General features: G+C 63.1%; 24 protein-coding genes. 13 read left to right on the top strand and 11 right to left on the bottom strand.

The window, feature by feature from the left end; all coding sequences use genetic code 11:
* Positions 1-329: 329 nt before the first annotated feature.
* A complete protein-coding gene (rdgC, locus tag FE240_RS11960; RefSeq protein ID WP_193001193.1) occupies positions 330-1,241 on the bottom strand; it encodes a recombination-associated protein RdgC in 912 nt (303 codons plus the stop codon).
* Between the two features lie 178 nt (positions 1,242-1,419).
* On the opposite strand from rdgC, the gene FE240_RS11955 reads away from it, so the two are divergent.
* The 3 genes from FE240_RS11955 (at position 1,420) to FE240_RS11945 (ending at position 6,875) form a co-directional block, all read left to right on the top strand.
* The gene (locus FE240_RS11955; protein WP_042049037.1) at positions 1,420-1,869 is read left to right on the top strand and encodes a GNAT family N-acetyltransferase; all 450 of its coding nucleotides are present in this window, start codon (positions 1,420-1,422) and stop codon (positions 1,867-1,869) included.
* A 66-nt stretch (positions 1,870-1,935) separates the two neighbouring features.
* A complete protein-coding gene (locus tag FE240_RS11950) occupies positions 1,936-3,153 on the top strand; it encodes an exonuclease SbcCD subunit D C-terminal domain-containing protein (protein ID WP_193001191.1) in 1,218 nt (405 codons plus the stop codon).
* Positions 3,150-6,875, top strand: a complete 3,726-nt coding sequence (locus FE240_RS11945; RefSeq protein ID WP_193001189.1) for an AAA family ATPase — start codon at positions 3,150-3,152, stop codon at positions 6,873-6,875. Before FE240_RS11950 ends, FE240_RS11945 begins: the two co-directional genes overlap by 4 nt.
* A 61-nt stretch (positions 6,876-6,936) precedes the next feature.
* On the opposite strand, the gene FE240_RS11940 is transcribed toward FE240_RS11945, so the two are convergent.
* From FE240_RS11940 to FE240_RS11910, 7 genes are all read right to left on the bottom strand, one after another.
* Positions 6,937-8,859: a methyl-accepting chemotaxis protein gene (locus tag FE240_RS11940; protein ID WP_193001187.1), complete on the bottom strand. Its 1,923-nt coding sequence runs from the start codon at positions 8,857-8,859 to the stop codon at positions 6,937-6,939.
* 105 nt (positions 8,860-8,964) lie between these two features.
* A complete protein-coding gene (locus FE240_RS11935; protein WP_226799147.1) occupies positions 8,965-9,744 on the bottom strand; it encodes a substrate-binding periplasmic protein in 780 nt (259 codons plus the stop codon).
* Between the two features lie 246 nt (positions 9,745-9,990).
* On the bottom strand, positions 9,991-10,467 hold the full coding sequence (locus FE240_RS11930; RefSeq protein WP_193001183.1) for a methylated-DNA--[protein]-cysteine S-methyltransferase: 477 nt from the start codon (positions 10,465-10,467) through the stop codon (positions 9,991-9,993).
* Positions 10,454-11,905: an AlkA N-terminal domain-containing protein gene (locus FE240_RS11925; protein ID WP_193001181.1), complete on the bottom strand. Its 1,452-nt coding sequence runs from the start codon at positions 11,903-11,905 to the stop codon at positions 10,454-10,456. The genes FE240_RS11930 and FE240_RS11925 overlap by 14 nt, the downstream gene beginning before the upstream one ends.
* Before the next feature lie 138 nt (positions 11,906-12,043).
* The gene (locus FE240_RS11920; RefSeq protein WP_193001179.1) at positions 12,044-13,525 is read right to left on the bottom strand and encodes a carboxypeptidase M32; all 1,482 of its coding nucleotides are present in this window, start codon (positions 13,523-13,525) and stop codon (positions 12,044-12,046) included.
* Positions 13,526-13,553: 28 nt separating this feature from the next.
* Positions 13,554-14,108 (bottom strand): DNA endonuclease SmrA, encoded by a 555-nt coding sequence (gene smrA / locus FE240_RS11915; protein WP_264293208.1) that lies wholly within the window; start codon positions 14,106-14,108, stop codon positions 13,554-13,556.
* Positions 14,109-14,196: 88 nt separating this feature from the next.
* Positions 14,197-15,078, bottom strand: a complete 882-nt coding sequence (locus FE240_RS11910) for a TraB/GumN family protein (RefSeq protein WP_193001175.1) — start codon at positions 15,076-15,078, stop codon at positions 14,197-14,199.
* Between the two features lie 64 nt (positions 15,079-15,142).
* On the opposite strand from FE240_RS11910, the gene FE240_RS11905 reads away from it, so the two are divergent.
* On the top strand, positions 15,143-15,475 hold the full coding sequence (locus FE240_RS11905) for a DUF1904 family protein (protein WP_042048316.1): 333 nt from the start codon (positions 15,143-15,145) through the stop codon (positions 15,473-15,475).
* Here the strand turns inward: FE240_RS11905 and FE240_RS11900 are convergent.
* Positions 15,472-16,302 carry an SDR family oxidoreductase gene (locus FE240_RS11900; RefSeq protein WP_193001174.1) on the bottom strand — a complete coding sequence of 277 codons (831 nt, stop codon included), beginning with the start codon at positions 16,300-16,302 and terminating at the stop codon, positions 15,472-15,474. The genes FE240_RS11905 and FE240_RS11900 overlap by 4 nt on opposite strands.
* 91 nt (positions 16,303-16,393) lie before the next feature.
* Positions 16,394-17,809 carry an OprD family outer membrane porin gene (locus FE240_RS11895; protein ID WP_193001173.1) on the bottom strand — a complete coding sequence of 472 codons (1,416 nt, stop codon included), beginning with the start codon at positions 17,807-17,809 and terminating at the stop codon, positions 16,394-16,396.
* 577 nt (positions 17,810-18,386) lie between these two features.
* Between FE240_RS11895 and phoB the strand changes: the two genes are divergently transcribed.
* The 9 genes from phoB to FE240_RS11850 all read left to right on the top strand — a co-directional run bounded on the left by phoB (position 18,387) and on the right by FE240_RS11850 (position 25,779).
* Positions 18,387-19,076 carry a phosphate regulon transcriptional regulator PhoB gene (phoB, locus tag FE240_RS11890; RefSeq protein ID WP_193001172.1) on the top strand — a complete coding sequence of 230 codons (690 nt, stop codon included), beginning with the start codon at positions 18,387-18,389 and terminating at the stop codon, positions 19,074-19,076.
* 8 nt (positions 19,077-19,084) lie between these two features.
* Positions 19,085-20,392, top strand: a complete 1,308-nt coding sequence (phoR, locus tag FE240_RS11885; protein ID WP_193001171.1) for a phosphate regulon sensor histidine kinase PhoR — start codon at positions 19,085-19,087, stop codon at positions 20,390-20,392.
* Positions 20,393-20,562: 170 nt separating this feature from the next.
* Positions 20,563-21,537 carry a PstS family phosphate ABC transporter substrate-binding protein gene (locus FE240_RS11880; protein ID WP_193001170.1) on the top strand — a complete coding sequence of 325 codons (975 nt, stop codon included), beginning with the start codon at positions 20,563-20,565 and terminating at the stop codon, positions 21,535-21,537.
* Positions 21,538-21,661: 124 nt separating this feature from the next.
* Positions 21,662-22,468, top strand: coding sequence for a M48 family metallopeptidase (locus tag FE240_RS11875; RefSeq protein ID WP_193001169.1), 807 nt, complete (start codon positions 21,662-21,664; stop codon positions 22,466-22,468).
* On the top strand, positions 22,456-22,947 hold the full coding sequence (locus tag FE240_RS11870; protein ID WP_193001168.1) for a GNAT family N-acetyltransferase: 492 nt from the start codon (positions 22,456-22,458) through the stop codon (positions 22,945-22,947). The genes FE240_RS11875 and FE240_RS11870 overlap by 13 nt, the downstream gene beginning before the upstream one ends.
* A gap of 100 nt (positions 22,948-23,047) precedes the next feature.
* Entirely contained in the window at positions 23,048-23,956 is a 909-nt protein-coding gene (locus tag FE240_RS11865; protein WP_193001166.1) for an ROK family protein, read from the top strand.
* A gap of 22 nt (positions 23,957-23,978) precedes the next feature.
* Entirely contained in the window at positions 23,979-24,698 is a 720-nt protein-coding gene (locus FE240_RS11860) for a copper homeostasis protein CutC (RefSeq protein ID WP_193001164.1), read from the top strand.
* A gap of 67 nt (positions 24,699-24,765) precedes the next feature.
* Positions 24,766-25,377, top strand: coding sequence for an FKBP-type peptidyl-prolyl cis-trans isomerase (locus tag FE240_RS11855; RefSeq protein WP_193001162.1), 612 nt, complete (start codon positions 24,766-24,768; stop codon positions 25,375-25,377).
* A 99-nt stretch (positions 25,378-25,476) separates the two neighbouring features.
* Entirely contained in the window at positions 25,477-25,779 is a 303-nt protein-coding gene (locus FE240_RS11850) for a DUF2845 domain-containing protein (protein ID WP_193001160.1), read from the top strand.
* An 8-nt stretch (positions 25,780-25,787) separates the two neighbouring features.
* Here FE240_RS11850 and FE240_RS11845 read toward each other — a convergent pair whose 3' ends face one another.
* Positions 25,788-26,003 (bottom strand): DUF1107 family protein, encoded by a 216-nt coding sequence (locus FE240_RS11845; RefSeq protein ID WP_193001158.1) that lies wholly within the window; start codon positions 26,001-26,003, stop codon positions 25,788-25,790.
* Positions 26,004-26,379 lie beyond the last annotated feature (376 nt).

Below are 26,379 nucleotides of genomic sequence, written 5' to 3'. Positions count from 1 at the left end.
CCGCTACCGAGTGGCTTGCCTGGCTGGGGGCGCATCGTCTCTGATTTTTTCCGGTCTCTTTTTTCCGATCTCGGCGCGCCGCGCCGCGCGCTGCGTCACATTCAGACGGCGCCAGCCAGTGGCCCTCATGCAGGGCTGTCTCCTCGTCCTCATTCACCACGTATTGTGCCCCGCGATCCAGTCAGTACCCGATGCGCTCCTCCTGCTCGCTGCGTGGGGGGGATTGATACCTTATTGCTGGTCATCGCCGGTTATTGTGAAGCGATGGCTAGTTGAGCGTCATTAACAAAAAGGCCGCCCGCAGGCGGCCTCCGATAGCGCAGAGGGGATCAGAGTGACTGCTCTTCACCGCCCAATGCTGCCAGCAGGGCGGGAATGAACTGAGAGAGCTCGGCAGTCACCAAGGCAAAGTCGGCATCGAGGCGGGCGGCCGGATCTTCGCTGGTTATGTCATCGTTCTGTTCGCGCAGCTCCTCGCTGAACTTGAGGCGCTTGATAGAGAGATCATCCCCCAGCACAAAGCTCACCGTCTCGCTCCAGTTCAGGGCCAGCTTGGTGACCAGCTTGTCGTTGGCCAAGTGGTTTTTGATTTCGTCGGTCATCAGATCCTGCTGCTTGCAGCGGATGATGCCGCCATGCTCCATGGCGCTACGCAGCTCGGCCTCGTCTTCGAGGGTGAAAGAGCTTGGCAGATTGCCCTCGTTCAGCCATTCGGTCATGGTGATCTCGGGGGGATTTTTGAGGGCCACCGGCACCACAGGCAGGGTGCCGATGGATTTACGCAGCAGGGCGAGCAGATCGTCAGCCTTCTTGGCGGAGCCAGCATCGACCACCATCAGGTTGTCGGCAGGGTTGATCCAGGCGAAGGTCTGGCTGGTACGGCTGAAGGCGCGTGGCAGCAAGGTGTGCAGGATCTCTTCTTTAAGCGCTTCTTTCTCTTTTTTCTTCAGGGCGCGCCCCTGCTCATGCTCCATCTCTTCAACCTTCTCGGCCAACATGTCTTTGACCACGGAGCCTGGCAGCATCTTCTCCTCTTTGCGGGCACAGACGAGGATCTGACCGGAGGCGGAGTGGGTCAGGGTGGCGCCGAACTTGCCGAGCGGTTTGACCCAGCCGAACTTGGAGAGATCCTGGCTACCACAGGGGGTGAAGATGCAGCTCTCAAGCTGGGTCTCCAACTGATCCACGGTCAGCTCGAAGGGGCGGGTAAAGCGATAGATCTGCAGGTTCTTGAACCACATGGCGTCGTCGGTCTCCTAGGTTGTCTGGCCGGCATTGTACTGCAAAAGTGGGGCCTGTGATCAGCGCCTTACTTCGGTGAAAAAAAGTGGAGCCAGCTCACAGGAGAGATTTTTCATCCAAAATTAATCGTAAATCCTCCCTAGACTGCTCATTGTGCGATGACTCAGGAGCGGCCTTATGATCAGACTTGGCGTGGAAAAAGACATGGATGCCGTGCTGGAGATCTGGCTGCTGGCCTCCTTGCAGTCCCATGATTTCGTCAATGCCTCGAGCTGGTGGCAGGTGCAAGAAGATCTGCGGGTGCGTTACCTGGAACAATCCACTATCTGGGTGTGCGAAGAGCGCGGTGAGCTGCTCGGCTTCATGGCGCTGGCAGATGACTATTTGGCGGCCCTGTTCGTGCGCCCCGATCGCCAGGGACGTGGTGTTGGCCACGCCTTGCTGACCAAGGCCAAGGGATTGTTGTCTGAGCTGCGCGCCAAGGTCTATGTGGAGAACGACGAGGCGGTGCGCTTCTATCGCCATCATGGCTTCGTCATTGAGGGCGAAGAGTTAGACCCCATGACCGGCCACAGCCTCTACCTTATCCGTTACGCCGGACAGACCCCAGCAGCCCAATCTGCTTGATAAGTGTCATCCGCGCCCCCATCTTCAGCTTATCTTCTGTCTTTGCCTTCTCATCCGGATCCGCGCATGAAACTCCTGCACACCGCCGACTGGCATCTGGGGCATCAGCTCCATGGCCATGATCGCCACGCCGAGCACCAGGCCTTTCTCGACTGGCTGGCGGCCACCATCGCAGAGCGCCGCCCCGACGCCCTGCTGGTGGCCGGTGATCTGTTCGATACCGCCAATCCCCCCGCCAGCGCCTGGCAACAGCTCTATCGCTTTCTGGCTCGTTTGCGGGCCGATCACCCCGCCCTTAACATCGTGCTCATCGGCGGTAACCATGACTCCCCCTCCAAGCTCGATGCCCCGCACGAACTGCTGCGCGCCTTCGATCTGCATCTGGTGGGCAGCGTCAGCCGCGATAGTGCGGGACAGCTCGACATCGAGCGCCTGCTGGTGCCACTGAGGGGGAGCGATGGGGCTGTTCTGGCCTGGTGTGCGGCGGTGCCGTTTCTGCGCAGCAGCGATCTGCGCCCGGCCGAGCTGGCCGAAGGGGCGGATCGGCTGGTGGAAGGGGTTCGTGACATCTATCGCCAGGTGCTCGAAGAGGGGCGCCGGCGGGCCGGCGATCTGCCGCTCATCGCCATGGGGCACGCCTATCTGGCGCGCGGCCAGCTCTCTGAACTCTCCGAGCGCAAGGTGCTTGGCGGCAACCAGCACGCCCTGCCAGGGGATCTGTTTACCGGAGCCGATTACACGGCCCTTGGCCACCTCCACCTGGCCCAGCAGATAGGGGACAAGGTGCACTACAGCGGCTCCCCGCTGCCCCTTTCACTGGCCGAAGCTGAGTATCGCCACCAGGTGCTGGAGGTAGACTTTCACGGCCGTGAGGCCAGCGTGTCGCGCCTCATGGTGCCGCGCGCCGTCGAGATGATCCGCCTGCCCGAGCAGACGCTCGATGAGGCGTTGGCCGCCATTGCCGCACTGGATCTGCCCGAGTGTGAGCTGGCCGCGCGCCCCTTTCTCGAGGTGCGTCTGCTGTTGCCCAAGCCGGAGGCGCGGATCCGCGAGCGCGTGCTGGCGGCGCTGGAGGGCAAGCCAGTGCGGCTGGCGCGCATCGCGCCCCGCTACAGCGGCAGTGGGCGGGAGCTGGCTGCCGGTGTCCGGGTTCGGCTTGACGAGATGAGCCCGGAGGCGGTGTTTCGTCTTTGCTATCAGCGTCAGTTTGAAGGGGAACCGGATGATGCCCTGCTGGCCTCGTTCAACGAGATGGTCCAGCAGGTTAAGGAGCATGAACAATGAAGATCCTCTCCCTGCGTGGTGAGCACCTCGCCAGCCTCACCACCTCGTTTGAGATTGACTTTGCCGGCGGCCCGCTCGGCACGAGCGGCCTGTTCGCCATCACCGGCAATACAGGAGCGGGAAAGAGCACCCTGCTCGACGCCATCTGTCTGGCCCTCTACGACGAGATGCCGCGTTTTATCGCCAATCGTAAGAACGTGGCCGAGGTGGGACGCCTCGACGATGAAGAGAAGCTCAAGGCCAACGACGTGCGCGGCATTCTCAGTCGCGGCCGCGCCAGCGGCTTTGCCGAGGTGACCTTTCGCGGCTGCGATGGGCGACTCTATTGTGCCCACTGGTCGGTGCGCCGGGCGCGCAATCGGGTCGAAGGGCGCTTCCAGTCCCAGGAGCGCAGCCTCACCGATGTGGCGAGCGGTCAGGTCTTTTCCGGCAACAAGCGTGAGCTGCAAGAGCGTATCGACGAGCTGGTCGGTCTCTCCTGGGAGCAGTTTCGCCGCGCGGTGATCCTGCCTCAGGGGGAGTTTGCCGCATTTCTCAAATCGAGCGTGAATGAGCGCTCGGCCCTGTTGGAGCGCATGACCGGCACCGAGCTCTATTCGGCCATCTCGATGCAGATCCACGAGCGCCACCGGGCCGAGCAGTCGGTGTTGAGTGAGCTGACGGCTCGTCTGGGCGATGTGGTGCTGATGGACGATGACGAGAAAGCGGCGCTGGCCAGCGAGCAGGTACAGCACGCGGCGCAGCTGCGGGAGCTGGGGGAAGAGCGCCAGCAACTGCGGGAGCTAGCGGCACTGGAAGAGCGCTTGGCGGCGGCCGAGCAGGCCATGCAGCAGGCCGACGCCGAGCAGGCCGAGGCGCTGGCCGAGCAGGCGCAGGGTGAGGAGGAGAGCCGCCGCCTCGCCCTGCTTGAGCGGGTACAAGGTGAGCGGCCACTGCACGATGAACTGGCCCGGCTGACCGTGCAGCTCGCCCAGTTGGAGGCCCAGCGCGAGCGCTTGATGCCGGCACTGGCCGAGCTAGAGCCCCGCGAGGCGGCGGCGCGGGCCCGTGAAGAGCAGGCCCGTGTCGCGCGTCAGCAGGGGGAGCTGGCGCGCGCCGCCTTGCAAGGGGAGCTGGAAGAGGCGCTGCGCCTTGATGAAAAGCTGGCCGAGAAGGCGCGCCAGCAGGGGCAGCTACAACACCATTGCCGCGCGTTGCACGATGAGGCACAGCGCCGTGAACAGGCGCGCGCCGCGCTGGTTGACGAGCTGGCCGGCTGGCAGAGCGCCGCCTCCGAGGGGGCCGCCTGGCTGGCGCAGCACGCCCGTTTTGCGCCACTGGCCCAAAGCGGAGTGCTGGATGCTTTGCACGACATGGCGGCGGGGCGGCATGCCTTTGATGAGGGGCGCCGCGCCCTGGCTGAGTGGGAGCAGCAACGCTCCCGACTGAGCGATGAGCTGGCCGCCGTGGCGCAGAGCCGCAGCGACGGTCAGGCCGAGCAGGAGCGACTCGAGCAGGCGCTACGCGAGGTGGAGGCCGGTGAAGACAGTGAGCGATTGGCGACGCTGGAGGCGGAGCTCTTCGCAGGAAAAGCCCGTCTGGCGCTTCTTGGCCAGCAGCGGGAGCTGATCGAAGCGGGAGCCCAGATCGGTGCTCACGAGATGGAGCGCACGCAGCTGCGCGAGGCGCTCTTGGCGCGTTTAGGCGAGCTGGAAGGGCGGCTCGGCGCACTGGCGCCAGAGCTGATGGCCGTGCAAAGCCGCGTCGAGGAAGCGCGCCACACCTTGCAGCAGTCGCATCTGGTGCAGGGGCTCGGGGAGCTGCGGCATCAGTTGGTGGCGGGGGAGCCCTGTCCGCTGTGCGGTGCCAACGAGCACCCCTGGGCCAGTGAGGCGCCCGTGGTAGCCGGACTGCTTGGCCAGATGGAGGCCAGGGTGCGGGAGCTGGAGCAGGAGCTGGCTCTGGGGCTGCGTCAGCAGGCGCAGTGGCAGGGAGAGGCTCAGCAGTTGGTACGCCAGCAAGCCCAGTTGGATGAGGAGCTGCGACGTCTGGCCTCGCACCGCCACGGCTGGCTGGAGCGCTGGCAGAGTCTGGCCGGCGAGGTCGGTGAGTGGCCGGCCAGTGAGGCGGCTTGGCAGGCCCTGCTTGCGGCGGTGGTGGCCGAGGGCCAGGCGCTGAGCGAGCAGTTGGGTCACAGTGAACTGGCCTACCGCCAACTGGCGGCTGCCCGTCAGCAGATCCTGGCCCTGCGCGGTGAGTACGCCCGTTTTAGTCAGCAGCGGCAACAGCAGGAGCGGCAGTGGCAGTTATGGGAGCAGCAGCGCCTCACGCTGGAGGCGGAGATCCGCGCGCAACATGAGCGGCTAGCTGAGCTGGAAGGGCGGCTGGTGCAGGGGGCCGAACGGCTCGATGCCCAGTGGCCGGATGGGGAGTGGCGGCGCTGGCTCACCGACTTGGGACAGTTGGCCGATCTCAAGCGGGATTATCTGGGCGTGCTTGCCCGTCAGGAGCAGGCCAAAGAGGCCATCGCCACCTTGTCGCCACAGGTGGCCACGCTGGAGGCCGAGAGCCGCAACGTCGTCGAGCAATTGGCCAAGGGTGAGCAAGATCTGGCCCATCAGACGCAGCTGCATGCCGGATTGCTGGCCCAGCGTCAGCAACTGCTGGGCGGGAAGGGGGTGGCCGAGGTGCAGGCGTCCTGGCAGGGGCAATTGCAGGGGCTGACCGATGAGCTGGAGCGCGCCAGCCGCGCCGCGCGGGGCTTGACCGAAGAGTTACAGGTGGCCCGCGAGCGGCTTGAGGCTTGCCGGCAGCAGCTTGAAGAGACGGCGGCGGCGCGCCGTGCGGCGCTGCAACAGTGGGCTGCGCGCGTGCATGAACTCGGACTCGATGAGTATCAGTTGCGCACTCTGCTGGCGGTGACCCCTGAGGAGCGCGAGGCGCTGCGCGAGCGGTGCGCCGCCCGGACTCGCCGCGTGCAGGAGGCCGGCGTCAGGCTCGCCGAGCGGCAACGGACGCTGGCTGAGGAGCGTGAGCGACGTGAGCTGCGTCTGGCCGCGCGGCCTGGATTGGTGCAGTGGCAGGGGGAGGCAGGGCGCGCTCGCCTGCTGGCGCTAGAGAGCATGTGCCATGAGACCGAGCAGGCGCTCTTTGCGTGCCGTGCCAAGCTGGCGCGGGCCGAGGAGGATGTGCTGCGCGCCGGGGCACTGCGCGATGAGCTCGCGCGGGCCCAGGCGCGGGCTGACCACTGGCAGCGTTTGTGGGATCTGGCGGGCTCGGCCGATGGCGCCAAGTTGCGCACCTTCGCCCAGAGCCTGACCCTGGAGCGGCTGCTGCTTGAGGCCAACGCCCAACTGGCCGAGCTCTCGCCGCGTTACCGGCTGGAGCGGGTGCCCGGCTCCGATCTCGCCTTACAGGTGGTCGATGGCGACATGGGGGATGAGGTGCGTTCGGTGGATTCGCTCTCCGGTGGCGAGAGCTTCCTGGTGTCGCTGGCGCTGGCGCTGGCCCTCTCCAGCCTCTCTTCCAAGCAAACCCAGGTGGAGTCGCTGTTTATCGACGAAGGGTTTGGAACCCTAGACCCCGACAGCCTGGATCTGGCGCTCTCTTGCCTCGACTCCTTGCAGGCCAGTGGCCGCCAGATCGGGGTCATCTCCCACGTACAGACCTTGGTCGAGCGCATCGGCGTGCAGATCAAAGTGGAAGCCATGGGGGGAGGGGAGAGCCGGGTGGTATTGCCTTAAGGGCACTGTGGTTCTCAGGGTTGTAAAGAGCCCCGCACTGGCGGGGCTCTTTGTCATCGGATCATGCCTGGGCCAGGATGGCCGGGATGCGCCCCGCCTGCTCACCGATGTGGCTGGCCACCCGGTGCGCCTGCTCGGTGATCTGGAGCGACTGGGTGCGGATCTGCTCCATCAGCTCGGCGAAACGTGACAGCCGGTCGGCCTGACAGCGGGCATGGTCGGCGCCCTGCTGGGCCACCACGGCGGTGCTGCGCACCGTGTCTTGCACCGTGCGGGTGGTGTGGCGCAGGGTATTGGCTTGCTCATGCTGGCGTTTGGCCTCTTCGTCGATGCGTTGCATGGTCGCCGAGAGGCGATCGCCCGCCCCCTGCAAGCGGGTCAGAATATCGACGATCTGCTCGAGAGAGCGCTGGGTATCGGCCGAGAGGTGGCGTACCTCGTCGGCGACCACGGCAAAGCCTCGGCCTTGCTCGCCGGCACGGGCTGCCTCGATGGCGGCATTGAGGGCCAGCAAGTTGGTCTGCTGGGCGATGTGACCAATCACATCGACAATGGCGGTGACCTCACCCAGGGAGTGGCCCAGCTCGCCGATGGCCTGCTGACACTCATCGATGGCGCGGGTGGTCTGACCCGTGGTCTCGAGCAGGGTATCGACCATGGTTTCGCTCGAGCGCATGTGCTGCTCGTTGTGGCTCGCATGAGCCGCGATGTCCGCCGCGACCCCGCTGACTTCGGCCGCCAGCCTCTTGAGCTCCTCCATCATGGCCCCCCCTTCGCTGACGGCGTTCTGGGCATGAGCGGTGCTTTGCTGAATCGGCTCGACCAGACTGACCATCTCCTGCAACGAGGCCGAGACGGCGGACAACTGCTGGGCCTTGTGTTCTTGATCTTGATGCTGACGGGCGATCAGCCGGTTGTAATTGCGCCCGATCTCGGCGAGTTCGTTACGCTGGCGCAGCTCGGGCAGGGGCTCTGCATCCCCCGTATCGGCCAGACGGGCGAAGGCTTGTTGCAGATGCCGCAATGGGCGCAGCACCCAGCGCTGCTGGCACTGCCAGCCAAGCAGGGCAAACAGCACCAGGGTCAGCGCCATGCTGCCGAGGATGAGATTGAGGCGGCTCTGGGTCTGTTGGCGCAGCATGGTTTGGGCATGGCTCAACTCGCTGCCGGTGCGCAGCAAGGCCGCAATATCCCGGTTGACTTGGGCCCGTGCCGCCTGCTGCTGCGTGAGTTGACGCGTGGTGGCGGCCAGTTCACCCGGATAGCGGCGCAGCAGACTGGCAATCTCGCTGCGGGCCGTTTCTCCTATCTCTTCCGGCTCAGTGGGGGTCAGCACCAGCAGATCCGTGCTGCGTTCGGCGTATTGGCCCAGCAGGGGCAGGGCGAGCAGGGCCTCGCTCTGCTGCTGCATATCGTCCAAGGTCTGCTGCATGGCGGCATTTAACGCCGGATTGGCCTGTTCCAGATAGCTCTCTCTCTGGTGGGCCAGGGTCGGTAACGCAGCCAGCATGGCACCGCTATGGCGGATGAAGGCCAACCCTTGTGCATCGCTGGCCTGCTCCCCGTAACGCTGTAACTGGCGCAGTTGGGCCACCAGTTCGTTCTCGGCGTTTTGCAGCAGCAGTTGCTGATTGCCAGAGAGTTTACCGGCCGCGAGATACTCCCGTTGCAGGCGTTGGGTCATGTCGGCCAGTTGCTTGCTAAGGGGCGCTGCGAGTGAGGCGGGCAGCGTGGCCGCCTGCTGGCTGATCCGCCGCAGAGTCTGCTCTGCCCCTTTGAGGTGGGTCTGATCGCCACTGCCCAGATAGTGGTTCAGGTTCTCTTGCAGGGGCTGGCTGATGAGGTATTGCAGCAGTTGAATACGCTCGGTTTGCGAGGTGTCTAGGCGCAGTTGCTGGCTGCCCCACCACAGCGCGGCCGTCAACAGCGTGGCCAACGAGAGTAAAAGCAGGGAGGAGAGACGAGAAAAGAGAGAGATGCGCACGCAAGTACCTTAAGTCCGATCCGGTGACTGTGGATTAGCGCTGCGTATGGTGGCCTGTGTTGATGACAGGTTGATGACACCTTGCTGCCAGCCCTGGGTGTGCGGCTAGTTGGGCCCTGACTCCTGTTGCCACTTTGTCTCGTATTTTTTGATCAGGGCATCGATATAGCCATTGGCCTTGTAGGCGATGATCTTCTGGCTAAACGCCGCCTTGTAGGATCTGAAGGCCGACTTTTTGGCAAAAGCAAGGTACATACCGTGTTTGGGCAGGCCGGCGGAGATGTAGTCAATCTTATCCCTCACCCCTTCGCGCTGGGCGTAGGCAAGGCCGGCGTGTAGGCCGTAGATGATGTAGTCGTTGCGGCCATATTCGAGCTTTTTGAATAACTGCTCGACCGTCGCCACATGCTCGATTTGAAACTTCTGATCAGGGAAGTGCGACTGAGCCTTCTGCTCGAAGGCGGTGATGCTGGCATCCCCGAGCAGGCCACCACCGACTTTGCTCGCCGCGTCATGCCAATTTTTGAGCGGCACTGCATGCCCCTTGAGCGTGAAGATGACGGACTCATCCATCATGAAGGGCGGATAGACGTAGTCGAGATAGGCCTCCCGCTCCTTGGTCACGAACAGGCCGGCAATCATGTCCACGTCACCGTTTTCGGCGGTGTTCTGCACCCGTTTCCATGGGCCGGCATAGTGGTTTTCAACCGATATGCCGAGCTCGTTGCTGATGGTCTCGGCCAGCTCAATGCCGATCCCGGTCACCTGCTGCGGGTTACTGTGACTTTGCCAACTGAACGGTGGATAGACAGGGCTGCCGGTGAGGATAAGGCTGGGCTCTGAAGCCGCTGCGGCGAACGTGAACAGAAGAGGTAACAACAGCATCAAGTGCCAAGCCGCTCTTTGACAAATGGTATTGGCAAAGCCCATGCAACTCCCCTTCATGGTCTGTAAGTTCGATAACACTGTAGCCGCTTCCTTTACCGCTGGCATGGGCCTCTGTCAGCCTGCGGGAGGGAGGTGGCGAGCCAGTCTGGCTGATGATACAGAGGGTTTCGCACTGGAACAGTGCAAAAAAATGAAAGTTGGCTGGCGATCAAACATTGCGTCGCCAGCCACGTCATGACGGGGTCAGATGGGAATGCCTTCCAGGCGCAGCAGAGTCCGCTTGATGGGCAGGCCACCGGCATAGCCGGTGAGTGAGCCGTCTTTACCGATCACCCGATGGCAAGGGACGATGATCGAAAGCGGATTGTGCCCATTGGCGGCACCGACGGCGCGGCTTGCCCCCGGCTTGCCAAGCAGGGCAGCGAGTTCGCCATAGCTGCGGGTCTGGCCGAAGGGAATGGTGCGAAGCTGCGCCCATACCTCATGTTGAAAGGCGGTGCCGGCTGGGGCACACGGCAGCGTAAAGGCGCGTAGCGCACCGTTGAAGTAGTCATGAAACTCACGCATAAACGGCGCGAGCGCACTGCTATCGCGCCGCCATTCAGGCCTTAGCGGCAGCGGGCGCAGGCCATCGACGAAATCGACGTGGGCGAGCCCCGCCCGGTTGATGGCGACCAGCAATGGGCCGCAGGGGGTATCCATCAGGTCAAAGCGGATCATGGGGATCTCCTTTATGTGAGGGGGTGGCGGGCACGCCGCTGGCGGCGCCATGCCATAGCCAGCTAGCGGCATAGGCGCGCCACGGTCGCCATGGTTCGGCCCGCTCAGTGAGGGCTGCGGTGCTTAATCGCGTCCCTGGGATCAGGGCTTTTTGCAATACCAGATCGCTGGCCGGGAAGGCGTCAGGATCGACCCCGCAGCGCAGGCGCCAGTAAGCCACCGTCCAAGGGCCGATGCCGGGCAGGGCAAGCAACTCGGTATCGCTGGCGGTCTCAAGATCGAGCCCGCCAGCCAATGCCTCAGCCAGCGCCTTGAGCGTACGCACCCGGCTGCCGGGCAGGCCAAGGCCATCGAGGTTCATGGCTAGTAGCTCGGGGCCACTTGGCAATGCCGAGGCGCCCCACTGCGCGGCGCGGCGCGCCACCAGGCGTCCAAGAATCGTGATCGCCCCCTTCACCGAGATCTGCTGGCCTATGATGGCGCGCAGCATCACCTCAAGCGGGTCCCAGCCACCGGGCAGTCGCAATCCCGGTGCGGCCGCCACCTGGGGGGCCAGCAGGCCAGTGCCTAGGCGGGCGATAATCGGGGCCGGATCGGCATCGAGATCCCACTGGCGCCGCACCTTATGCAGCAGCAGCGGCAACTCGTGCGGGTGGATGCCATAAAACGTGACCACCAGTTGGTGACCTTCCCCTTGGCGCACGGCAAGACGTGCCGGGTTGCCACGTGTTCCCATGGGCAGGTGCCGCACGTAGCAGTGACTACTCACCTCCTCGATGCCTGCAATGGCGCGCAGGCGGAAAAACGCGAGCAAGGCCGCAAAGTCATACGGGGGGCGGTATGCAAGGTGCAGCGTTAGGCCATCGCTCGGGATGGCGGGGGCCAGGGAGCGGCGCAGCGCGCTCGGGCTTAAGTGGTAGGCGTGCAGCCACGCATCGTTAAAGCGGCGCAAGCTTTGAAAACCGGCGGCGAACGCCACCTCCGTGATGGAAAGCTGCGTGTCGGTGAGCAGTTGCTTCGCCAGCAGCAAGCGCCTTGTCTGCTCTAACTTGAGCGGGGTGAGCCCAAGGTGCTGCTCGCACTGGCGGCGCACCGTGCGCGCCGTCGCGCCGTAGCGCGCCGCAAGCTCATCGAGCGTCATGTCAGCGAGATCGCCGCGCGCGATCGCGTGCAGCACATAAGACAGTGCGCCGGGCAAGGGGTGGCGCTCCCCCGGTGCAAGCTCTGGCCGGCAACGCAAGCACGGGCGCAGTCCGGCCAGCTCCGCCGCTGCCGCGCTGAAGAAATAACGCACGTTGTGCTCCAGTGGCGGCCGCGCGGGACAGACAGGGCGGCAATAGATCCCCGTGGTCAGCACGCCGGTGAAGAAGCGGCCATCGAAACGGGCATCGCGGGCTAGTCGGGCACTGCGGCACTGGGCTGGGGTGAGGGGGAGCATAGGGCCTCCTTGGATCTTGCCCTCAGAGTAGGGGGGAGGCGGAGCGGTGACTAGCCAAAAACGGACAGCAATGAAAAGAAAATCGGGGAGGGCCACAGGGCGGCCTAATGTGACCCTGTGGCCCGTACTGAGGGGGGGTTACTTGCCGACGTAACGTTGCTCAAGGTGGCGGCGCAACCAGCGCGGTGACAGCGTCTCGCCCGTTGCCTGCGTCAATAGCTCGTCAGTGGGTAGCAAGCTCGCGTGTTGCCAGATCTTTGCACTGAGCCACGCAAACAGGGCAGGCAGGCGACCGGCCTCGATCACGCTGCCCATCTCGCCGAGATCGCGCTCCAGCGCAAAGCGCAACTGCGCCGCTGTCATGGCGCCCAGCGTATAACTCGGAAAATAGCCGAACGAGCCATCAGTCCAGTGAATATCCTGCATGCAGCCATCTCGGTAGTTACCGGCCGTGCGCAGCCCCAGCCACTGCTGCATCTTCGCATCCCACAGCTCGGGAATGTCGGCCACCTCGATGCGCCCCTCAATGAGATCGCGCTCCAGTTCATAACGCAAGATGACGTGGGCCGGATAGGTCACCTCATCCGCATCGACCCGGATCAAGCCGGGTTCAACCCGGTTGTAAAGGCGCGCCAAGTTCGCCGCCGAGAGCGCTGGCTGCTCGCCGAAATGGGCGCGGATGCGCGGAGCAATGAGCGACAGGAACGCCGGGTGGTGGCCGAGTTGCATCTCGCAAAACAGGCTCTGACTCTCGTGGATGGCCATGGAGCGCGCCTCACCCGCCGGCTGGCCCAGCCACTCGCGCGGCAGCCCCTGCTCGTAGCGGGCGTGGCCGGTCTCGTGGATGATGCCCATCAGGCTCGAGACAAACTCCTCTTCGTTGTAGCGCGTGGTCATGCGCACATCGGTGGGCACCCCGCCGCAAAACGGATGGGAGCTGACATCGAGGCGGCCGTGGTTGAAGTCAAAGCCGATGAGCGACATCACCTCGAGCCCGAGCGCCTTTTGCTGCTCAGTCGGGAAGGGGCCGACGGGGGTGAGCACCGCTTCGCCGCGCTGGCGTTCACTGACCTCTGTGATGAGCCCCGGTAGCCAGTTGGCGAGATCGCCAAACACCTGATCCAACTTGACCACGCTCATGCCCGGTTCATACAGCGCCAGCATGGCGTCATAGGGGCGCATCTCGAGCGCCTCGGCCCGCAGCCTCGCGACGTCGCGCGACAGACGCACCACCTCGCCGAGATTCGGGGCAAAGCCAGCCCAGTCGTTCTCTTGGCGCTGACGGCGCCAGGCGTGCTCACAACGGCTGCCGGCCAGTGAAAGCGCCTCGACCAGATCGGCAGGCAGCAGGCGGGCATCCTGCCAGTGGCGGCGGATCTCGTTGAGATTCGCCTGTTGCGCCGCACTGAGCGATTCGCCTTCGGCCGCAGCAATCCAATCGCCGACCTCGGGAGCGGTCTTTTTGGCATGCAGCAGCACCTCAAGTTCAGCCATGGCCTCGGCGCGGGCCTGACTGCCGCCTTCGGGCATCATGGTCGCCTGATCCCAGCCACAGATGGCAAAGAGGTGTTGCAGGCGGTCGATCTGGCGTTGATGGGCTTCCAGTTGTTGATATGACATGGGGGATTCCTGGTGTGAGAGGGGCTCGTCAGGCGAGGCGGCGCAGGTGGCGCTCGCGATTCTCCGCCTTCTTGCGATCGCTTTTACGCAGCAGCACATACAAGGCGCCACTGCCGCCGTGGCGGCGCTCGGCGCTGTGCATGGCCATCACTTCGGGAATGTGCGGCAGCCAGGCGCTCACGTAGCTTTTCAGCAGCGCCTGGGGCTGGCTGCGCTCTCCCTTGCCGTGCAGGATCAGCACGGAGCGGATGTCGCGCTCGAGGCAGTCGCGGATAAATTGCAGCAGCGCCACGCGCGCTTCGCGCAGGGTGTGCTGGTGCAGATCCAGGCTCGCCTGCAACTCATATTTACCAAGGCGCAGCTTCTTGTAGACCCCCTCCTGCACGCCGTCGCGCTTGAAGCCGACCGGATCGCTTGGGCGCAGCATCTCGACCGCCTCCATGGTGAGGCCATCGGGTTCATGGCCGTCCTCGCGCATGGCTGCCTCGCGGCGGGCGAGCTGGGCCTCGCTGGGGTGCGGCAAAGGCGAGGAGGGGGGGATCTGATCAGACGTGATGGGCTTGACGCCACTCATCTCCTGCATGAAGAGCTGATAATCGTCGGGTTGCACGGCGCGGCTCCTGGATATTTTTTGCCGATTATAACGGGCAAGCGGGTGAGGGCCTACCGCCTCAACCCGGCGTGGTGGCGGGCGGGCTGAGGCGCTCGATGCGGTAGCCGCGCTCGGCAAGGCCGGCCAGCAGCCCCTTTGGCCCATACAGGTGCAGTGAGCCGACCACGATGAAGCTGCCGCTCTCAAGACCCGGCAGTTGGGTCAGCCAGCGCGCATTGCGCTCGGCCAGCAGTTTCTGCTCGAGCCACTCCTGTAGCTCTTGCGGCCCCATCTCCTCTTTGAGCAGCTCGCTTAAATGGGTTTCATCGCCGGCCTGCCAGGCGTTGAGCACCTCGGTGAAGCTCTGCTTGAAATCATCCAGCTCATCGAGGGTGCTCTCGAGCATGGCGTTTTGGTGCGCGCTGACGCTCGCCAGATAGCCGAGCTGCTCGGTGAAGCCTTCCAGCCCCTTGATGGGGCGCTTGGCGTCAGTGGCTTGGGCCAGAAAGTGGCTGTCGACCCCGAGCGCCGGATCAAAACCGCTCTGGCCGATGGCGGCCTGACTCAGAGCCAGCGCCGCATACCAGGGTTGCAGCGGCGCGAGCTGCGCGATGGGCACGCCAAGGCGGGCGGCGGCGGTCTGGGTCTTGGCATAGAGCGCGGCGGGCAGCACATCGGCGAGTTGCTGGCCATCTGGCAGGCGGGTGAGGCGGGCCATCTCGGCCAGATCGCCAGGGGTTATCTGATTGAGGTTCACCTCGACCACCAGTTGCCGGCTCTGTTGCCACGCCTCGTCGATGGCCTTTGGCAAGGGGTAGAGAGAGGTATGGCCTGCATGCACTGAGCCGAGCAGCCAGAGCGTCTGGGCCCCTTTCTCGACCTGGTAGAACGCGGGCTCGGCACGCAATAGCAGCGGCCAGAGCAGCAGGAGAAGCCAGGGGGATCGCAGAAATTTGATCATGGAAATCCTTATGTTGCACACTGGGGCTCACTTAAGGAAGCCACTATAACAAACCGGAGTTCCCATGCCTCACCTGCGTTGCCGTGCTCTGTCCCAACCGGACGTCGAGCGTTTGAGCCTGACCCTGATCGATGCCCTAGCCGAGCTGCTGGGCAGCGATCCGGCCAACTTCACCCTGGAGCGGGTCGAGAGTACCTTCTTTGCCGATGGCTGGCCGCGCCAGAGTTCGCCCCTCATCGAGGTGGCCTGGTTTGCCCGCGAGCAGGCGGTGCAGGATGCCGCCGCCCGGCTCATCACCGAACAGGTGCGCGAAATAGTGGGGAGCGAGGTGCGGGTGGCCGTGGTGTTCCAGGCGCTCGAGCGCAGCGCCTACTACAGCGACGGCCAGCACTTCTAGGCGGACTTGACCAGTAGCCGGTCGAGCCAGCGGGTTGGCAGCAGCCGGCGCAGCCAGCTAAACAGCCGGGTCGGGAAGGTGACCGGGTAGCGGGCCTTGGGGCGACGGCTGCTGAGGGCGTGCACCAGGGGCGGCAGGCAAGATTCGGGCGGCAGGGTGAAACGGCCGCTCGGCCCCTCTTTTTCTAGCCGCTTGAGGGTCTGGCGGTAGGCTTTCTTGTGGCGGCTCGCTTTTGGGTCAACATGGCGCAAGAAGGCGTCACGGGCGTTGACCCGAAACTGAGTGTCGATGGGGCCCGGCTCAATCAGGCTGACGTGCACCCCGCTGCCGGCCAGCTCGAGGCGCAGGGTATCGCTGTAACCTTCCAGAGCGAACTTGCTGGCGTTGTAGGCACCGCGATAGCGCATGGCGACCAGCCCGAGCACCGAGCTGTTTTGCACGATACGCCCCTCGCCGGCCGCCAGCATGCCCGGCAGCACCAGCCGGATCAGATGGTGCCAGCCGATGAGGTTGGTCTCGAGCTGCTCGCGCAGCGCCTCGGTTGGCAGATCCTCAAGGGCGCCGGGTTGACCGTAGGCGCCGTTGTTGAACAGTCCATACAGGCGCCCGCCGGCCAGATAGAGCGCCTCGGCGGCCCCGGCTTCAATGCTGGCGGGATCGCGCAGATCGAGGCGGACAGTGGTCAGCCCTTCGCCGCGCAGGCGGGCGGCGTCTTCTTCACTACGGGTGGAGGCGATCACCGAAAAGCCGTGCTGGCGCAGGCCACGGGCGGCGGCGAGCCCGATGCCGCTAGAGCAGCCGGTGATGAGGACGTAACGGTTGGCCATCGAGGCATCCTTGGCGGTGGAAAGCGTCAGGGTAGCGCAAAATGAAACCGGGCCACAGGGGCCCGGTTGTGCTTTCTGCCATGGATAACCGTTACAGTACGGTGAACGGCATGATGATGTGGAACTTCACGTCACGCTCGGAGGCGAACATGTTCGGGTAGTACCAGCTCCCCTTGTCGTCTTGCTGGTTGTTGTAATCGGTGTAGTGCAGCTTGAACAGGGTGCCCTTGAGCGAGCCTTCCTGCACCGTGTACATCAGGTCGAAGTTGGCGGCCCACTCCTTACCGTTCTTGATGGTGCTGTCGCCGTTCTCAGCATCCCAGCCATAGGCACCGGAGAGACCGACGGTCCAGCCAGCGGCCCCGACCAGGTCATCCAGGGTACGGGTCACGCCGAAGAAGACGGCCTTCTCGTTGTTTTCGTTCCAGTCGGAGCGGGAGTCCCACCAGATCTCGTTCGCGCCCTGAGAGTTACCGTAGCCGCGGGTCAGACGGGGCAGGTAGTTGCCCTCGGAGCCTTCGGCCTTGGTCCACAGCCCTTCGAGGCGGAAGCCGTACGGGCCGGCGCCCCAGCCGAAGGTGATGGCTTGTTGCCAGGCCAGACCGTCGTAGGTCTCAATCTCGCCGCCATCCTTGGTGTAGTCGTCGGTCTTGGAGCCGTAGAACTGGTAGCTGGTATTGAGGCCACCGAGCACATCAAACTTGTGGGCCAGCTTGAAGTGGTAGCTGTCCATGTAGTCTTCGGACTGACCGAAGGCGGCGGTGACGGCCGTGCCGTTCTCGAAGGTATAACGGGCGGCCAGACCGTGGATGTAGTCGATGACGTTTTCATCAGCAAACGGGTCCATCCATGCCTTGGCGCGGGAGAACTTCTGGGTATCGCGATACCAAGGGGCCTTGTATTCGTCAGCGATGGCGTAGGTCAGGTAGAGGTTGCCGAAGTTGCCTTCCACCTGGCCACCACGGTAGGTGCCGGGCTGATAGGACCAGTTCACGCCGATGATGCCGGGCACGTAGAGCTGGGTCAGACCCCCCTTGGCGGTGACGGCACCATCAAAGAACTTGAACTTGAGGGCGGCGTTGGTCAGGCTGGCGCCGTTTTCAGAGCGGCCATCGGAGCCACCCCAGCTGTTGCCCCAGAAGGAGAACTCGTTCTCTTCGTTGACCGGGTTGCTTTCGTCAACGGCCAGATCCATGGCGCCATAGCCACCGACATCGACACCGACCACATCCCATGCGTAGCCGGAGTTGAAGTTCAGTGCCAGCTGAGCGGTGGAGTGGCTGAGGTTGGAGTGGTATTGGCCATCGCCGGCGCCATCCTTGCGGTCACGCTCGCGCTGGAAGTAGAAAACGCCGCCGGAGAGTTTGGCGTCCTCCACGAAGGCTTCGTAGGATTTGCCGTAGCTTGGGCTCATGGTGTCCTGAACGGCCAGGGCCATGCCCGGGGCTATCATGGCGGCGATGACGGCGGCACTCAAAGCGGCACGCTTGAAGAGGATAACTTCCATTACAATGCTCCTGATTTTATGGACTTAGCATTTATCCGGCTACCGGTCATCCGGCCGCTCGGCGATGGCATGGTTGGCCTTTTTTCGGCCTTGTTATTACTTCTCTGTCCCGGTCACCGGGTCTTGGCCCCCGGCGCTGTGACAAGTTGGTCTGTTTATTTTCATCGGATCCGGTCTTGGCGTTCCGGATAAGACCAGAGTACTTTCGCGGTGCGAAATATCAATCGCTCCGGAGGGGGAAAGTTCAAAACTATGACCGAGTGCAAAAAATCGAGTCCAATCCCATGGAACTTTCAGCACATCGGTATTCTGAAAGGGATGGTAGCGTTTTCGAGTGGCGTGTTTTTGCGGTGAAGGTAGGAGGGAAAGGGGGGCGAAATGGTTGTTACAAAAAGAAATAATTCTCACAAGAAAAAAACAGGGGCCGTATCGAACTGGCCTAGCGGGCGGTGCTGCCGTGCTACGGGGGGGGCTCTGGGGGCTGGGCGGACTCGATAACGGCCGCTAAAGTCATAAAACTGTCACACAAACTTCCAATAATTGGCGCACATATCTTCACATGGGAGAGAGAAGGGAAATGGCAAAGCGAATTCTGGTGGTCGAGGACGAGGCCCCCATCCGCGAGATGCTCTGCTTCGTGCTGGAGCAGAAGGGTTATGAAGCCATCGAAGCCCAGGACTTTGAGGACGGACTGGCCAAGCTCAAGGAGCCCTACCCCGAACTCATCGTGCTGGATTGGATGCTGCCGGGGGGCAGCGGGATCCAGTTCCTCAAGCAGCTCAAGCAAGATGAGATGACCCGCCAGATCCCGGTGGTGATGCTCACCGCTCGCGGCGAGGAGGAGGACAAGGTACGTGGCCTTGAGGCTGGCGCCGATGACTACATCACCAAGCCGTTCTCTCCCAAGGAGCTGACGGCCCGCCTGCATGCGGTGATGCGCCGCGTCTCGCCCACCTCGGTGGAAGAGGCGATCGAGGTACAGGGGTTGCGCCTCGATCCGCTCTCCCACCGGGTCAGTGTTGAGGACAAGGCGCTCGACATGGGGCCGACCGAATTTAAGCTGCTGCACTTTTTCATGACCCATCCTGAGCGGGTTTACAGCCGCGAGCAGCTGCTTAACAATGTGTGGGGCACCAATGTCTATGTGGAGGATCGCACCGTGGACGTGCACATCCGCCGACTGCGCAAAGCCATCGAAGAGACCGGCCATGATCGTTTGGTCCAGACTGTACGCGGGGCAGGCTATCGCTTCTCGACCCGGCTGTAGGAACCCTTATGTTGCAACCATATAGTTGGCGCCGGCAGCTGTGGCGGATGGTGGGCTTCTATGCCCCCTTTGCCTTGGTAGGCTGGCTGGTGGGTCATCTGGCCGAAGTGTTGCTGGCCGCGACCGTGTTGCACCTCATCTGGCACTATCAGCAGCAGCACCGGCTGGCCTACTGGCTGTGGCATGACCGCAGCCTGGTGCCCCCCACCGGCAGCGGCAGTTGGGAGTATATCTTCAACGGTATCTACAAGTTGCAGCAGCGCCAGCGCAGCCGCCGTCGCGAGCTGGCAGGCCTTATCCGCCGCTTTCGTGAGGGGGCGGAGGCGCTGCCTGATGCTGCTGTGGTCTATCGTGAGGATGGCAGTATTCTCTGGTGCAACCGGTTGGCCGAGAAGATGCTCGGTTTTCGCTGGCCCGAGGATGCCGGCCAGCACATCGGCAACCTGATCCGCGCCCCCGCCTTTACGGATTACCTCGCCAAGGGAAATTACGAGGAGCCGCTCGAGTTACCTTCCCCCAACAATGAAGAGAAGCTACTCGAGTTTCGCATCATGCCCTATGCCATCGATCAGGCGATGCTGGTGGCGCGTGACGTGACGCGTTTGCGTAGTCTAGAGAAGACCCGCAAGCACTTCGTGGCCAACGTCTCTCATGAACTGCGTACCCCGCTCACCGTACTAAAAGGCTATCTCGAGATGACCGAGGAGCTGCCGCCCCCCGGCCTGTGGGACAAGACCCACAGGGTCATGTCGGAGCAGGCGCAGCGGATGGACAACCTGGTCAATCAACTGCTGACCTTGTCTCGCATTGAGGCGGCAAGTGAAGTGGATCTCACCCGTATCGTTGACATACCGGCGATGCTGGCGATCCTCGAGCAAGAGGCGCGAACCCTTTCCGGTGAGCGAAAACATGTGTTCCGTTTCGAGATCCAACCCGATCTCAAGCTCTATGGTGATCCGGATCTGTTGCGCAGCGCCGTCTCCAACTTGGTTTACAACGCGGTGCACTACACACCGGCAGGTCGGGCCATCACGGTGGAGTGGCGCCGTCAGGGGGCCGGGGCCCTGTTTGCGGTGACCGACGAAGGGGAGGGGATTTCACCCGAGCACCTGACCCGCCTGACCGAGCGTTTCTACCGGGTCGATCGCGCCCGCTCACGCCAGACTGGGGGATCGGGACTGGGGCTGGCCATCGTCAAGCATGCCCTGAGCCATCACGATACCCATCTCGATATTGAAAGCCGGGTTGGCAAAGGGAGCCGTTTTAGCTTTTTGGTGCCTCCTCCTTTGCTGGTGGATCAACGGAAAAGTGCCTGATGGCGCGCAAAAACAAGGGCTGCCATGGGCAGCCCTTGTGCTTTTCGAATAGATGGCATTTTCTTTAACCGTGTCATGAAAGTGTCACGGATGATCAATATTTTTGTCATTGGCAGGCCAGATACTGGCGCCGTCTTGGAACAGACCCTTGTTACCTTTGGAGAGATTGGATGAAACTCAACAAATTGGCTGGCGTTATTGGACTGTCTACTGTCGCCCTGTTTTCCGCCCACAGCATGGCTGCTGCTGTTGACAGCTCGCTGCCTGACTATCAGCCGATCAGCGGCATCTCGGGCAACCTGTCGTCGGTAGGCTCCGATACTCTGGCCAACATGATGACCCTGTGGGCCGAAGAATTTAAGCGCATGTACCCGAACGTGAACGTGCAGATCCAGGCTGCCGGCTCTTCGACCGCGCCGACCGCACTGACCGAAGGCGTGGCTCAATTCGGCCCCATGAGCCGTGAGATGAAGGCCGGTGAAATCGAGGCATTCGAGAAGCGCTACGGCTACAAGCCGACCGGGATCCCGGTGGCGGTGGATGCCCTGGCCGTGTTCGTCAACAAAGACAACCCCGTCAAGGGGCTGACCATGGAGCAGGTTGACTCCATTTTCTCCAGCACCCTCAAGTGTGGTGGCGCCAAGCAGGCTTCCCGCTGGTCTGACGTCGGCTTGACCGGTGAGTGGGCCGCCAAGGATATCCAGCTCTATGGCCGCAACTCCGTCTCCGGTACCTATGGCTACTTCAAGGAGCACGCCCTGTGCAAGGGGGATTTCAAGAGTGGCGTGAACGAGCAGCCGGGCTCCGCCTCCGTGGTGCAGTCGGTCTCCTCCTCCCTCAACGGCATCGGCTACTCCGGCATCGGTTATGTCACCTCCGGCGTGCGCGCCGTGCCGCTCTCCAAGGATGGCAAGACCTTTGTCGAGGCAACTGAGCAGAACGCGCTGACCGGCAAGTATCCCCTGTCACGCTTCCTCTACGTCTACGTGAACAAGCACCCGAACAAGCCGCTCTCTCCGATGGAGCAGGAGTTCATCAAGATGATCCTCTCCAAGACCGGTCAGAGCATCGTGGCCAAGGACGGGTACATCCCGCTGCCGGGCAAGGTGGTGGAGAACGATCTTAAAAAGCTGGGGCTGATGTAAGTCACAGCTTGTCGAAGCGGGCCCTGCGGGGCCCGTTTTGTTCTCTTCAGACGCCCGTTGTCCTTGCACCGGGCGTCACCATTTTTGACAATACAGGGGTGTCTTCTACCAAGGATTGTCGACCATGTCCCGCACCGTACCCGCCTTTGCCGTTAGCCTGCTGTGCGCCGCCCTGCTGAGCGGATGTGCCCAGTCACCGACCGGCCGTAACCAGATGCTGCTCTTTTCGCCCCAGCAGATGAGCCAGCTGGGTGCCGACTCCTTTACCCAGATGAAGCAGCAAGAGAAGGTGAGCAAGGATGCCAAGACCAATGCCTATGTGCAGTGCGTGACCAAGGCGGTGACCGCCCAGGTGCCGGCCAGCTACGGCATCAGCAGCTGGGAGGTGGTGGTGTTTGACTCCAAGGAGGTCAATGCCTTCGCCCTGCCGGGCGGCAAGGTCGGGGTCTATACCGGGCTCCTCAAGGTGGCCCAGAACCAGGATCAGCTGGCCACCGTCATCGGCCACGAGCTGACCCACGTGCTGGCCCAGCACTCCAATGAGCGCCTCTCGCGCAGCCAGCTGGCTGACATGGGCATGGCGGCGGCCAATGTGGCGCTCGGCTCCTCGGAATATGGCGGTGCCACCATGGCGGCGCTGGGGCTCGGGGTGCAGGTCGGGGTGCTGCTCCCTTACGGCCGAGCCCAAGAGAGCGAGGCCGATCAGATGGGCCTCGAGCTGATGGCCCGCGCCGGCTTCAATCCGGCCCAGGCGGTGACCCTGTGGCAGCGGATGGGGGCGGCCAGCGGTGGCGAGAAACCCCCGGTGTTGCTCTCCACCCACCCAAGCGATGATCAGCGCATCGTCACCTTGCAAAAGTTGCAGCCGCAGGTCGAGCCGCTCTATCGCGCCGCCCAGGCGGCCGGGTTGCGTCCCCAGTGCAAGCTGTAACCCTGCGCATGGCGCGGCCACAGGATGCCGCCGCCATGGCGCAACTGCAACGGGCCAGCTGGCTGGGGGCCTATGCCAGCGTGCTTGGCAACGACCTGCTCGAGCAGATGAGCGAGGCCGAACACGAGCAGGTATGGCAGCGCCGGCTTGAGGAGGGGGCAAGGCCCATGCTGGTGTGCGTCGATGAGGCGCCGGTCGGGCTGCTCTACTGGCAGCAGGAGGGGACGCAGGCCTGGATCCGCGCCCTCTATCTGCATCCCTCCCATTGGCGGCAAGGGCTGGGCCAGCGGCTGTGGCATGCGGTCGCCTTGCAGATGCGCCGCGCCGGCTGCGACGTGGTACACCTGTGGCTGCTGGCGGGCAACCGCATCGGTGCCGGGTTTTACTTCCGGCAAGGTTTCCGGCCGACCGGAGAGCGGCGCACCCTGGTGTCGCTCGGCCATGATTGCGTGCAGCACAGGTTGGCGCGCTCCCTCTGAATCCGGGTTTTACGCCCGCCATCACTTTATTTTTTATGCAAATTAATAAAATGGTGCTGTGCAATAGGGAGCGTGGCTGAGCCGCAGGCAGGGAGAGGGCATGTATTACGGTTTTGATATTGGTGGCACCAAGGTGGCGTTTGCCGCCTACGACGGGGCACTGGCGCTGCGCCAGGAGCTGCAAGTTGCGACCCCGACGCAGGATTACGAGGCACTGCTGACCCTGCTGACCGAGCTGGTGCGTCAGGCTGACGTGCGCTTCGGGGCGCGTGGCTCTGTCGGGGTCGGATTTCCGGGGATCCTCAATCCACAGGATGGCAGCATAGTGGCGGCCAACCTGCCCGCCATTCATGGCCGCCATCTGGAGCGCGATCTGTCCGAGCGTCTGGACCGGCCGGTGGCTGTTGACAACGATGCCAACTGTTTTCTTTGGTCGGAAGTGCAGGGGGGAGCGGCTGACGGTGCTCGCTCGGCGCTCGGCATGACCATTGGCACGGGGATTGGTGGCGGCATTTATCTCAACGGCCGCATCCATCAGGGACGCAACTGGTTGGCCGGGGAGATCGGCCACTATCCGCTGCCGGGCACCCTGCTGCTCAAGTATCCCGAGTTGCCGCGCCTGCGCTGTGGCTGTGGCCGCCTGCTCTGCGTCGAGACACTGGCCTCCGGCAACGGTCTTGAGCGCCTTTATCACCACTTCAGCGGCGAGCGCCTGAGCGGTCAGCAGGTGGTGGCGCGTTTTTATGGCAAGGAGCCTCATGCCGAGGCAGCCATCGACTGCTGGCTGGAGGTGTTGAGCGCAGGGCTGGCCTGTGCCCTCTCCACCCTGGACCCCGATGTGGTGGTACTGGGGGGAGGGGTGAGCGCCCTGCCTGTGCTTTATGAACAGTTGCCGCTGCGTCTGCCCGGCCACTTGCTCTCTGGCGTGGTGTTGCCGGCGATCCGCGAAGCCCGTTTCGGCGGGGCTGGCGGGGTGCGCGGGGCGGCGCTGCTCAATGTTATCCATTAAGGCCAGCGGGCCGGAGAGGCAAATGACCAAGCTCGAAGTCTGTATCGATAATCTGGAGTCCTTGCACACCGCGCAAGCGGCAGGGGCCGATCGCATCGAACTGTGCAGTGCGCTTGCTCTGGGGGGGCTCACCCCCTCCTTCGGCCTGATGCAACAGGCGGCGCACCATGCCCGTATTCCGGTCTACGCCATGATCCGGCCGCGAGCCGGTGATTTTTGCTTCTCGGATGCCGAGTTGGCGCTGATGGCGCTGGATATCGCTGCCGCCCGCCAGGCCGGCCTGCAAGGGGTGGTGGTGGGGCTGCTCGATGACACCGGCCGGGTGCCCGGCGATGCCCTTGAACGCCTAGTACAAGCGGCAGGGCCGCTGGGCGTGACCTTTCACCGCGCCATCGATCTCTCGTGCGACTGGCGGGCCGATCTCGAGGTGATTGTCTCTGCGGGCTGTGAGCGGATTCTCAGTTCGGGCCAGGCCGCCAGTGCCGAAGCCGGATTGCAGACCCTGGGCGAGATGCAGCGCCAGTTGGCTGGACGAGCCAGCCTGATGCCGGGGGCGGGGGTGAATGCCGGCAACGTGCAGAAAATTCTGGCCGCCTGCGCGGTGAGCGAGGTACACATGTCCGGCATGGTGTGGCGCGGCAGTGCGCTGCAAAGTGGCGTCGCCATGGGCAGCAACGACGACGGCCGCATCAATGTGGTCGACGCAGACAAGATTCGCGCCGTGCGCCAGCTGCTCGGCTGACACGACAGCGGCCGTCGGCTTTGTTATCATCGCCCCCTCATTAACCCGCGAGACAAGCGAGAGACACATGTCCCAATACTCCACCATCGAACAGAAGGCCAGCTACGGCATCGGCCGTAACATGGGCGATCAACTGGCCCAGCAAGCTTTCAGCGGCCTGGATATTCCGGCCCTGCAACAGGGTCTTGCCGATGCCCTCAACGGCCTCGAGTTTGCCGTGAGCCGTGACGACATCAATGACGCCTTCGGCGTCATCACCGAGCGCATGCAAGCCGAGCAGGAAGCCGCCGCCAAGGCCGCTGCCGCCGATGGCGAAGCCTTCCTGGCTGACAACGCCAAGCGCGATGGGGTGCAGATGACGGACTCCGGTCTGCAGTACGAAGTGCTGGTGGAAGGCAATGGCGAGAAGCCGGTGGCCGGTCAGTCCGTGCGCGTACACTACCACGGCACCTTCACCGACGGCCGTGTGTTCGACAGCTCCGTCAGCCGTGGCCAGCCGGCCGAGTTCCCGGTGACCGGCGTCATCAAGGGGTGGGTCGAGGCGCTGCAACTGATGCCGGTTGGCTCCAAGTGGAAGCTCTACATCCCGCAGGATCTGGCCTACGGCGCCCGTGGTGCCGGCTCCATCCCGCCGTACTCGGCGCTGGTGTTTGAAGTCGAGCTGCTGGATATCCTGTAATTCGACGTCGAGCAGAGGAGGGCGGCCCATGGGCCGCCCTCTTTTTTATGGCCGCTGGCGTATAGTCAAGGGCGGGCAGCTCGACGCGGAGGAAGGGAGATGAGCAAATGGATGGTCATGGTGTTGGCGCTGATAGGGGGAGCCGCACAAGCCGATACGGTGCGTTGCAAGGATGCGCTCATCACGGAGGGGGACAGCACGGCGCTGCTGCTGGTTAAGTGTGGGCCGCCGCTGCTTAAGGAGGATCTGACCCGTTTTGAAGAGAACGGCTTCGGGGCGCGGATCACGGTGAAGTACGGTGAGCGCTGGACCTATAACTTCGGTAAGCAACGCTTCATGCAGATGGTGACCGTGGTCAATGGCACGGTCACCGAGATAGAGAATGGCCCAGTGGGGGAGTGATCCCCACGTCAGCAATAAGAAGGCAGCTCGGGGCGCAAGGAGCGCAGCAGGGTGTTGACCTTGCCTGCTAAGGCGCGCTTCTGGTGTTGCGGCAGCCGATCGACCCTGATCATGCCCGCCTCGAATTCAAACTCGCCCACCGATTCCACGGCAAAGGCTCCCTTGTGGAAACTTTTCACATAACGGGCGATTTGGATCGGAGAAAAGCGTTTAAAAACTTTCATCTGATTTTCTCTGTGTTATATGGTGATTTGCACTATACATCCAAAGGATGACAGCAAGATGAACAGGTTTGCACATAATGTGCGTTCTTGCTGCTGAATCTGAACCCCACCTTTCCCCTGCATAAAGATTCTCTTATTCCCCCTCATTAACCCGAATTGCCGGGTCATGCCACGCCCTGTGGTGCCGCAGCGATCGTGTAGGAACAAGGGTGTTGCGGAATTGTTTTTATAAGTACCAATGATGACTTTGCGTTGTTGTAAATATGTGAATTGGCGAGTGCGCCATGGGCACCATTTCGGTGCGTGGTGGTCCTGGCGTGAAAAAAAATCATGGGGGTCAGGTCGGAAGGCGGGAGCAGAGCATGGGGTGAGCGCC

This window comes from Aeromonas simiae (genome assembly GCF_014892695.1).
GTDB classification, from domain to species: Bacteria; Pseudomonadota; Gammaproteobacteria; order Enterobacterales; family Aeromonadaceae; genus Aeromonas; species Aeromonas simiae.
This window is presented reverse-complemented; position numbering and strand designations above follow the sequence as displayed.

Excerpts from the sequence above, each read along its gene's own strand:
- rdgC (WP_193001193.1), bottom strand. The coding sequence starts at position 1,241 with ATGTGGTTCAAGAACCTGCAGATCTATCGCTTTACCCGCCCCTTCGAG.
- FE240_RS11955 (WP_042049037.1), top strand. The coding sequence starts at position 1,420 with ATGATCAGACTTGGCGTGGAAAAAGACATGGATGCCGTGCTGGAGATC.
- FE240_RS11950 (WP_193001191.1), top strand. The coding sequence starts at position 1,936 with ATGAAACTCCTGCACACCGCCGACTGGCATCTGGGGCATCAGCTCCAT.
- FE240_RS11945 (WP_193001189.1), top strand. The coding sequence starts at position 3,150 with ATGAAGATCCTCTCCCTGCGTGGTGAGCACCTCGCCAGCCTCACCACC.
- FE240_RS11935 (WP_226799147.1), bottom strand. The coding sequence starts at position 9,744 with ATGCTGTTGTTACCTCTTCTGTTCACGTTCGCCGCAGCGGCTTCAGAG.
- FE240_RS11930 (WP_193001183.1), bottom strand. The coding sequence starts at position 10,467 with ATGATCCGCTTTGACCTGATGGATACCCCCTGCGGCCCATTGCTGGTC.
- FE240_RS11925 (WP_193001181.1), bottom strand. The coding sequence starts at position 11,905 with ATGCTCCCCCTCACCCCAGCCCAGTGCCGCAGTGCCCGACTAGCCCGC.
- FE240_RS11920 (WP_193001179.1), bottom strand. The coding sequence starts at position 13,525 with ATGTCATATCAACAACTGGAAGCCCATCAACGCCAGATCGACCGCCTG.
- smrA (WP_264293208.1), bottom strand. The coding sequence starts at position 14,108 with ATGCAGGAGATGAGTGGCGTCAAGCCCATCACGTCTGATCAGATCCCC.
- FE240_RS11910 (WP_193001175.1), bottom strand. The coding sequence starts at position 15,078 with ATGATCAAATTTCTGCGATCCCCCTGGCTTCTCCTGCTGCTCTGGCCG.
- FE240_RS11905 (WP_042048316.1), top strand. The coding sequence starts at position 15,143 with ATGCCTCACCTGCGTTGCCGTGCTCTGTCCCAACCGGACGTCGAGCGT.
- FE240_RS11900 (WP_193001174.1), bottom strand. The coding sequence starts at position 16,302 with ATGGCCAACCGTTACGTCCTCATCACCGGCTGCTCTAGCGGCATCGGG.
- FE240_RS11895 (WP_193001173.1), bottom strand. The coding sequence starts at position 17,809 with ATGGAAGTTATCCTCTTCAAGCGTGCCGCTTTGAGTGCCGCCGTCATC.
- phoB (WP_193001172.1), top strand. The coding sequence starts at position 18,387 with ATGGCAAAGCGAATTCTGGTGGTCGAGGACGAGGCCCCCATCCGCGAG.
- phoR (WP_193001171.1), top strand. The coding sequence starts at position 19,085 with ATGTTGCAACCATATAGTTGGCGCCGGCAGCTGTGGCGGATGGTGGGC.
- FE240_RS11880 (WP_193001170.1), top strand. The coding sequence starts at position 20,563 with ATGAAACTCAACAAATTGGCTGGCGTTATTGGACTGTCTACTGTCGCC.
- FE240_RS11875 (WP_193001169.1), top strand. The coding sequence starts at position 21,662 with ATGTCCCGCACCGTACCCGCCTTTGCCGTTAGCCTGCTGTGCGCCGCC.
- FE240_RS11865 (WP_193001166.1), top strand. The coding sequence starts at position 23,048 with ATGTATTACGGTTTTGATATTGGTGGCACCAAGGTGGCGTTTGCCGCC.
- FE240_RS11860 (WP_193001164.1), top strand. The coding sequence starts at position 23,979 with ATGACCAAGCTCGAAGTCTGTATCGATAATCTGGAGTCCTTGCACACC.
- FE240_RS11855 (WP_193001162.1), top strand. The coding sequence starts at position 24,766 with ATGTCCCAATACTCCACCATCGAACAGAAGGCCAGCTACGGCATCGGC.
- FE240_RS11850 (WP_193001160.1), top strand. The coding sequence starts at position 25,477 with ATGAGCAAATGGATGGTCATGGTGTTGGCGCTGATAGGGGGAGCCGCA.
- FE240_RS11845 (WP_193001158.1), bottom strand. The coding sequence starts at position 26,003 with ATGAAAGTTTTTAAACGCTTTTCTCCGATCCAAATCGCCCGTTATGTG.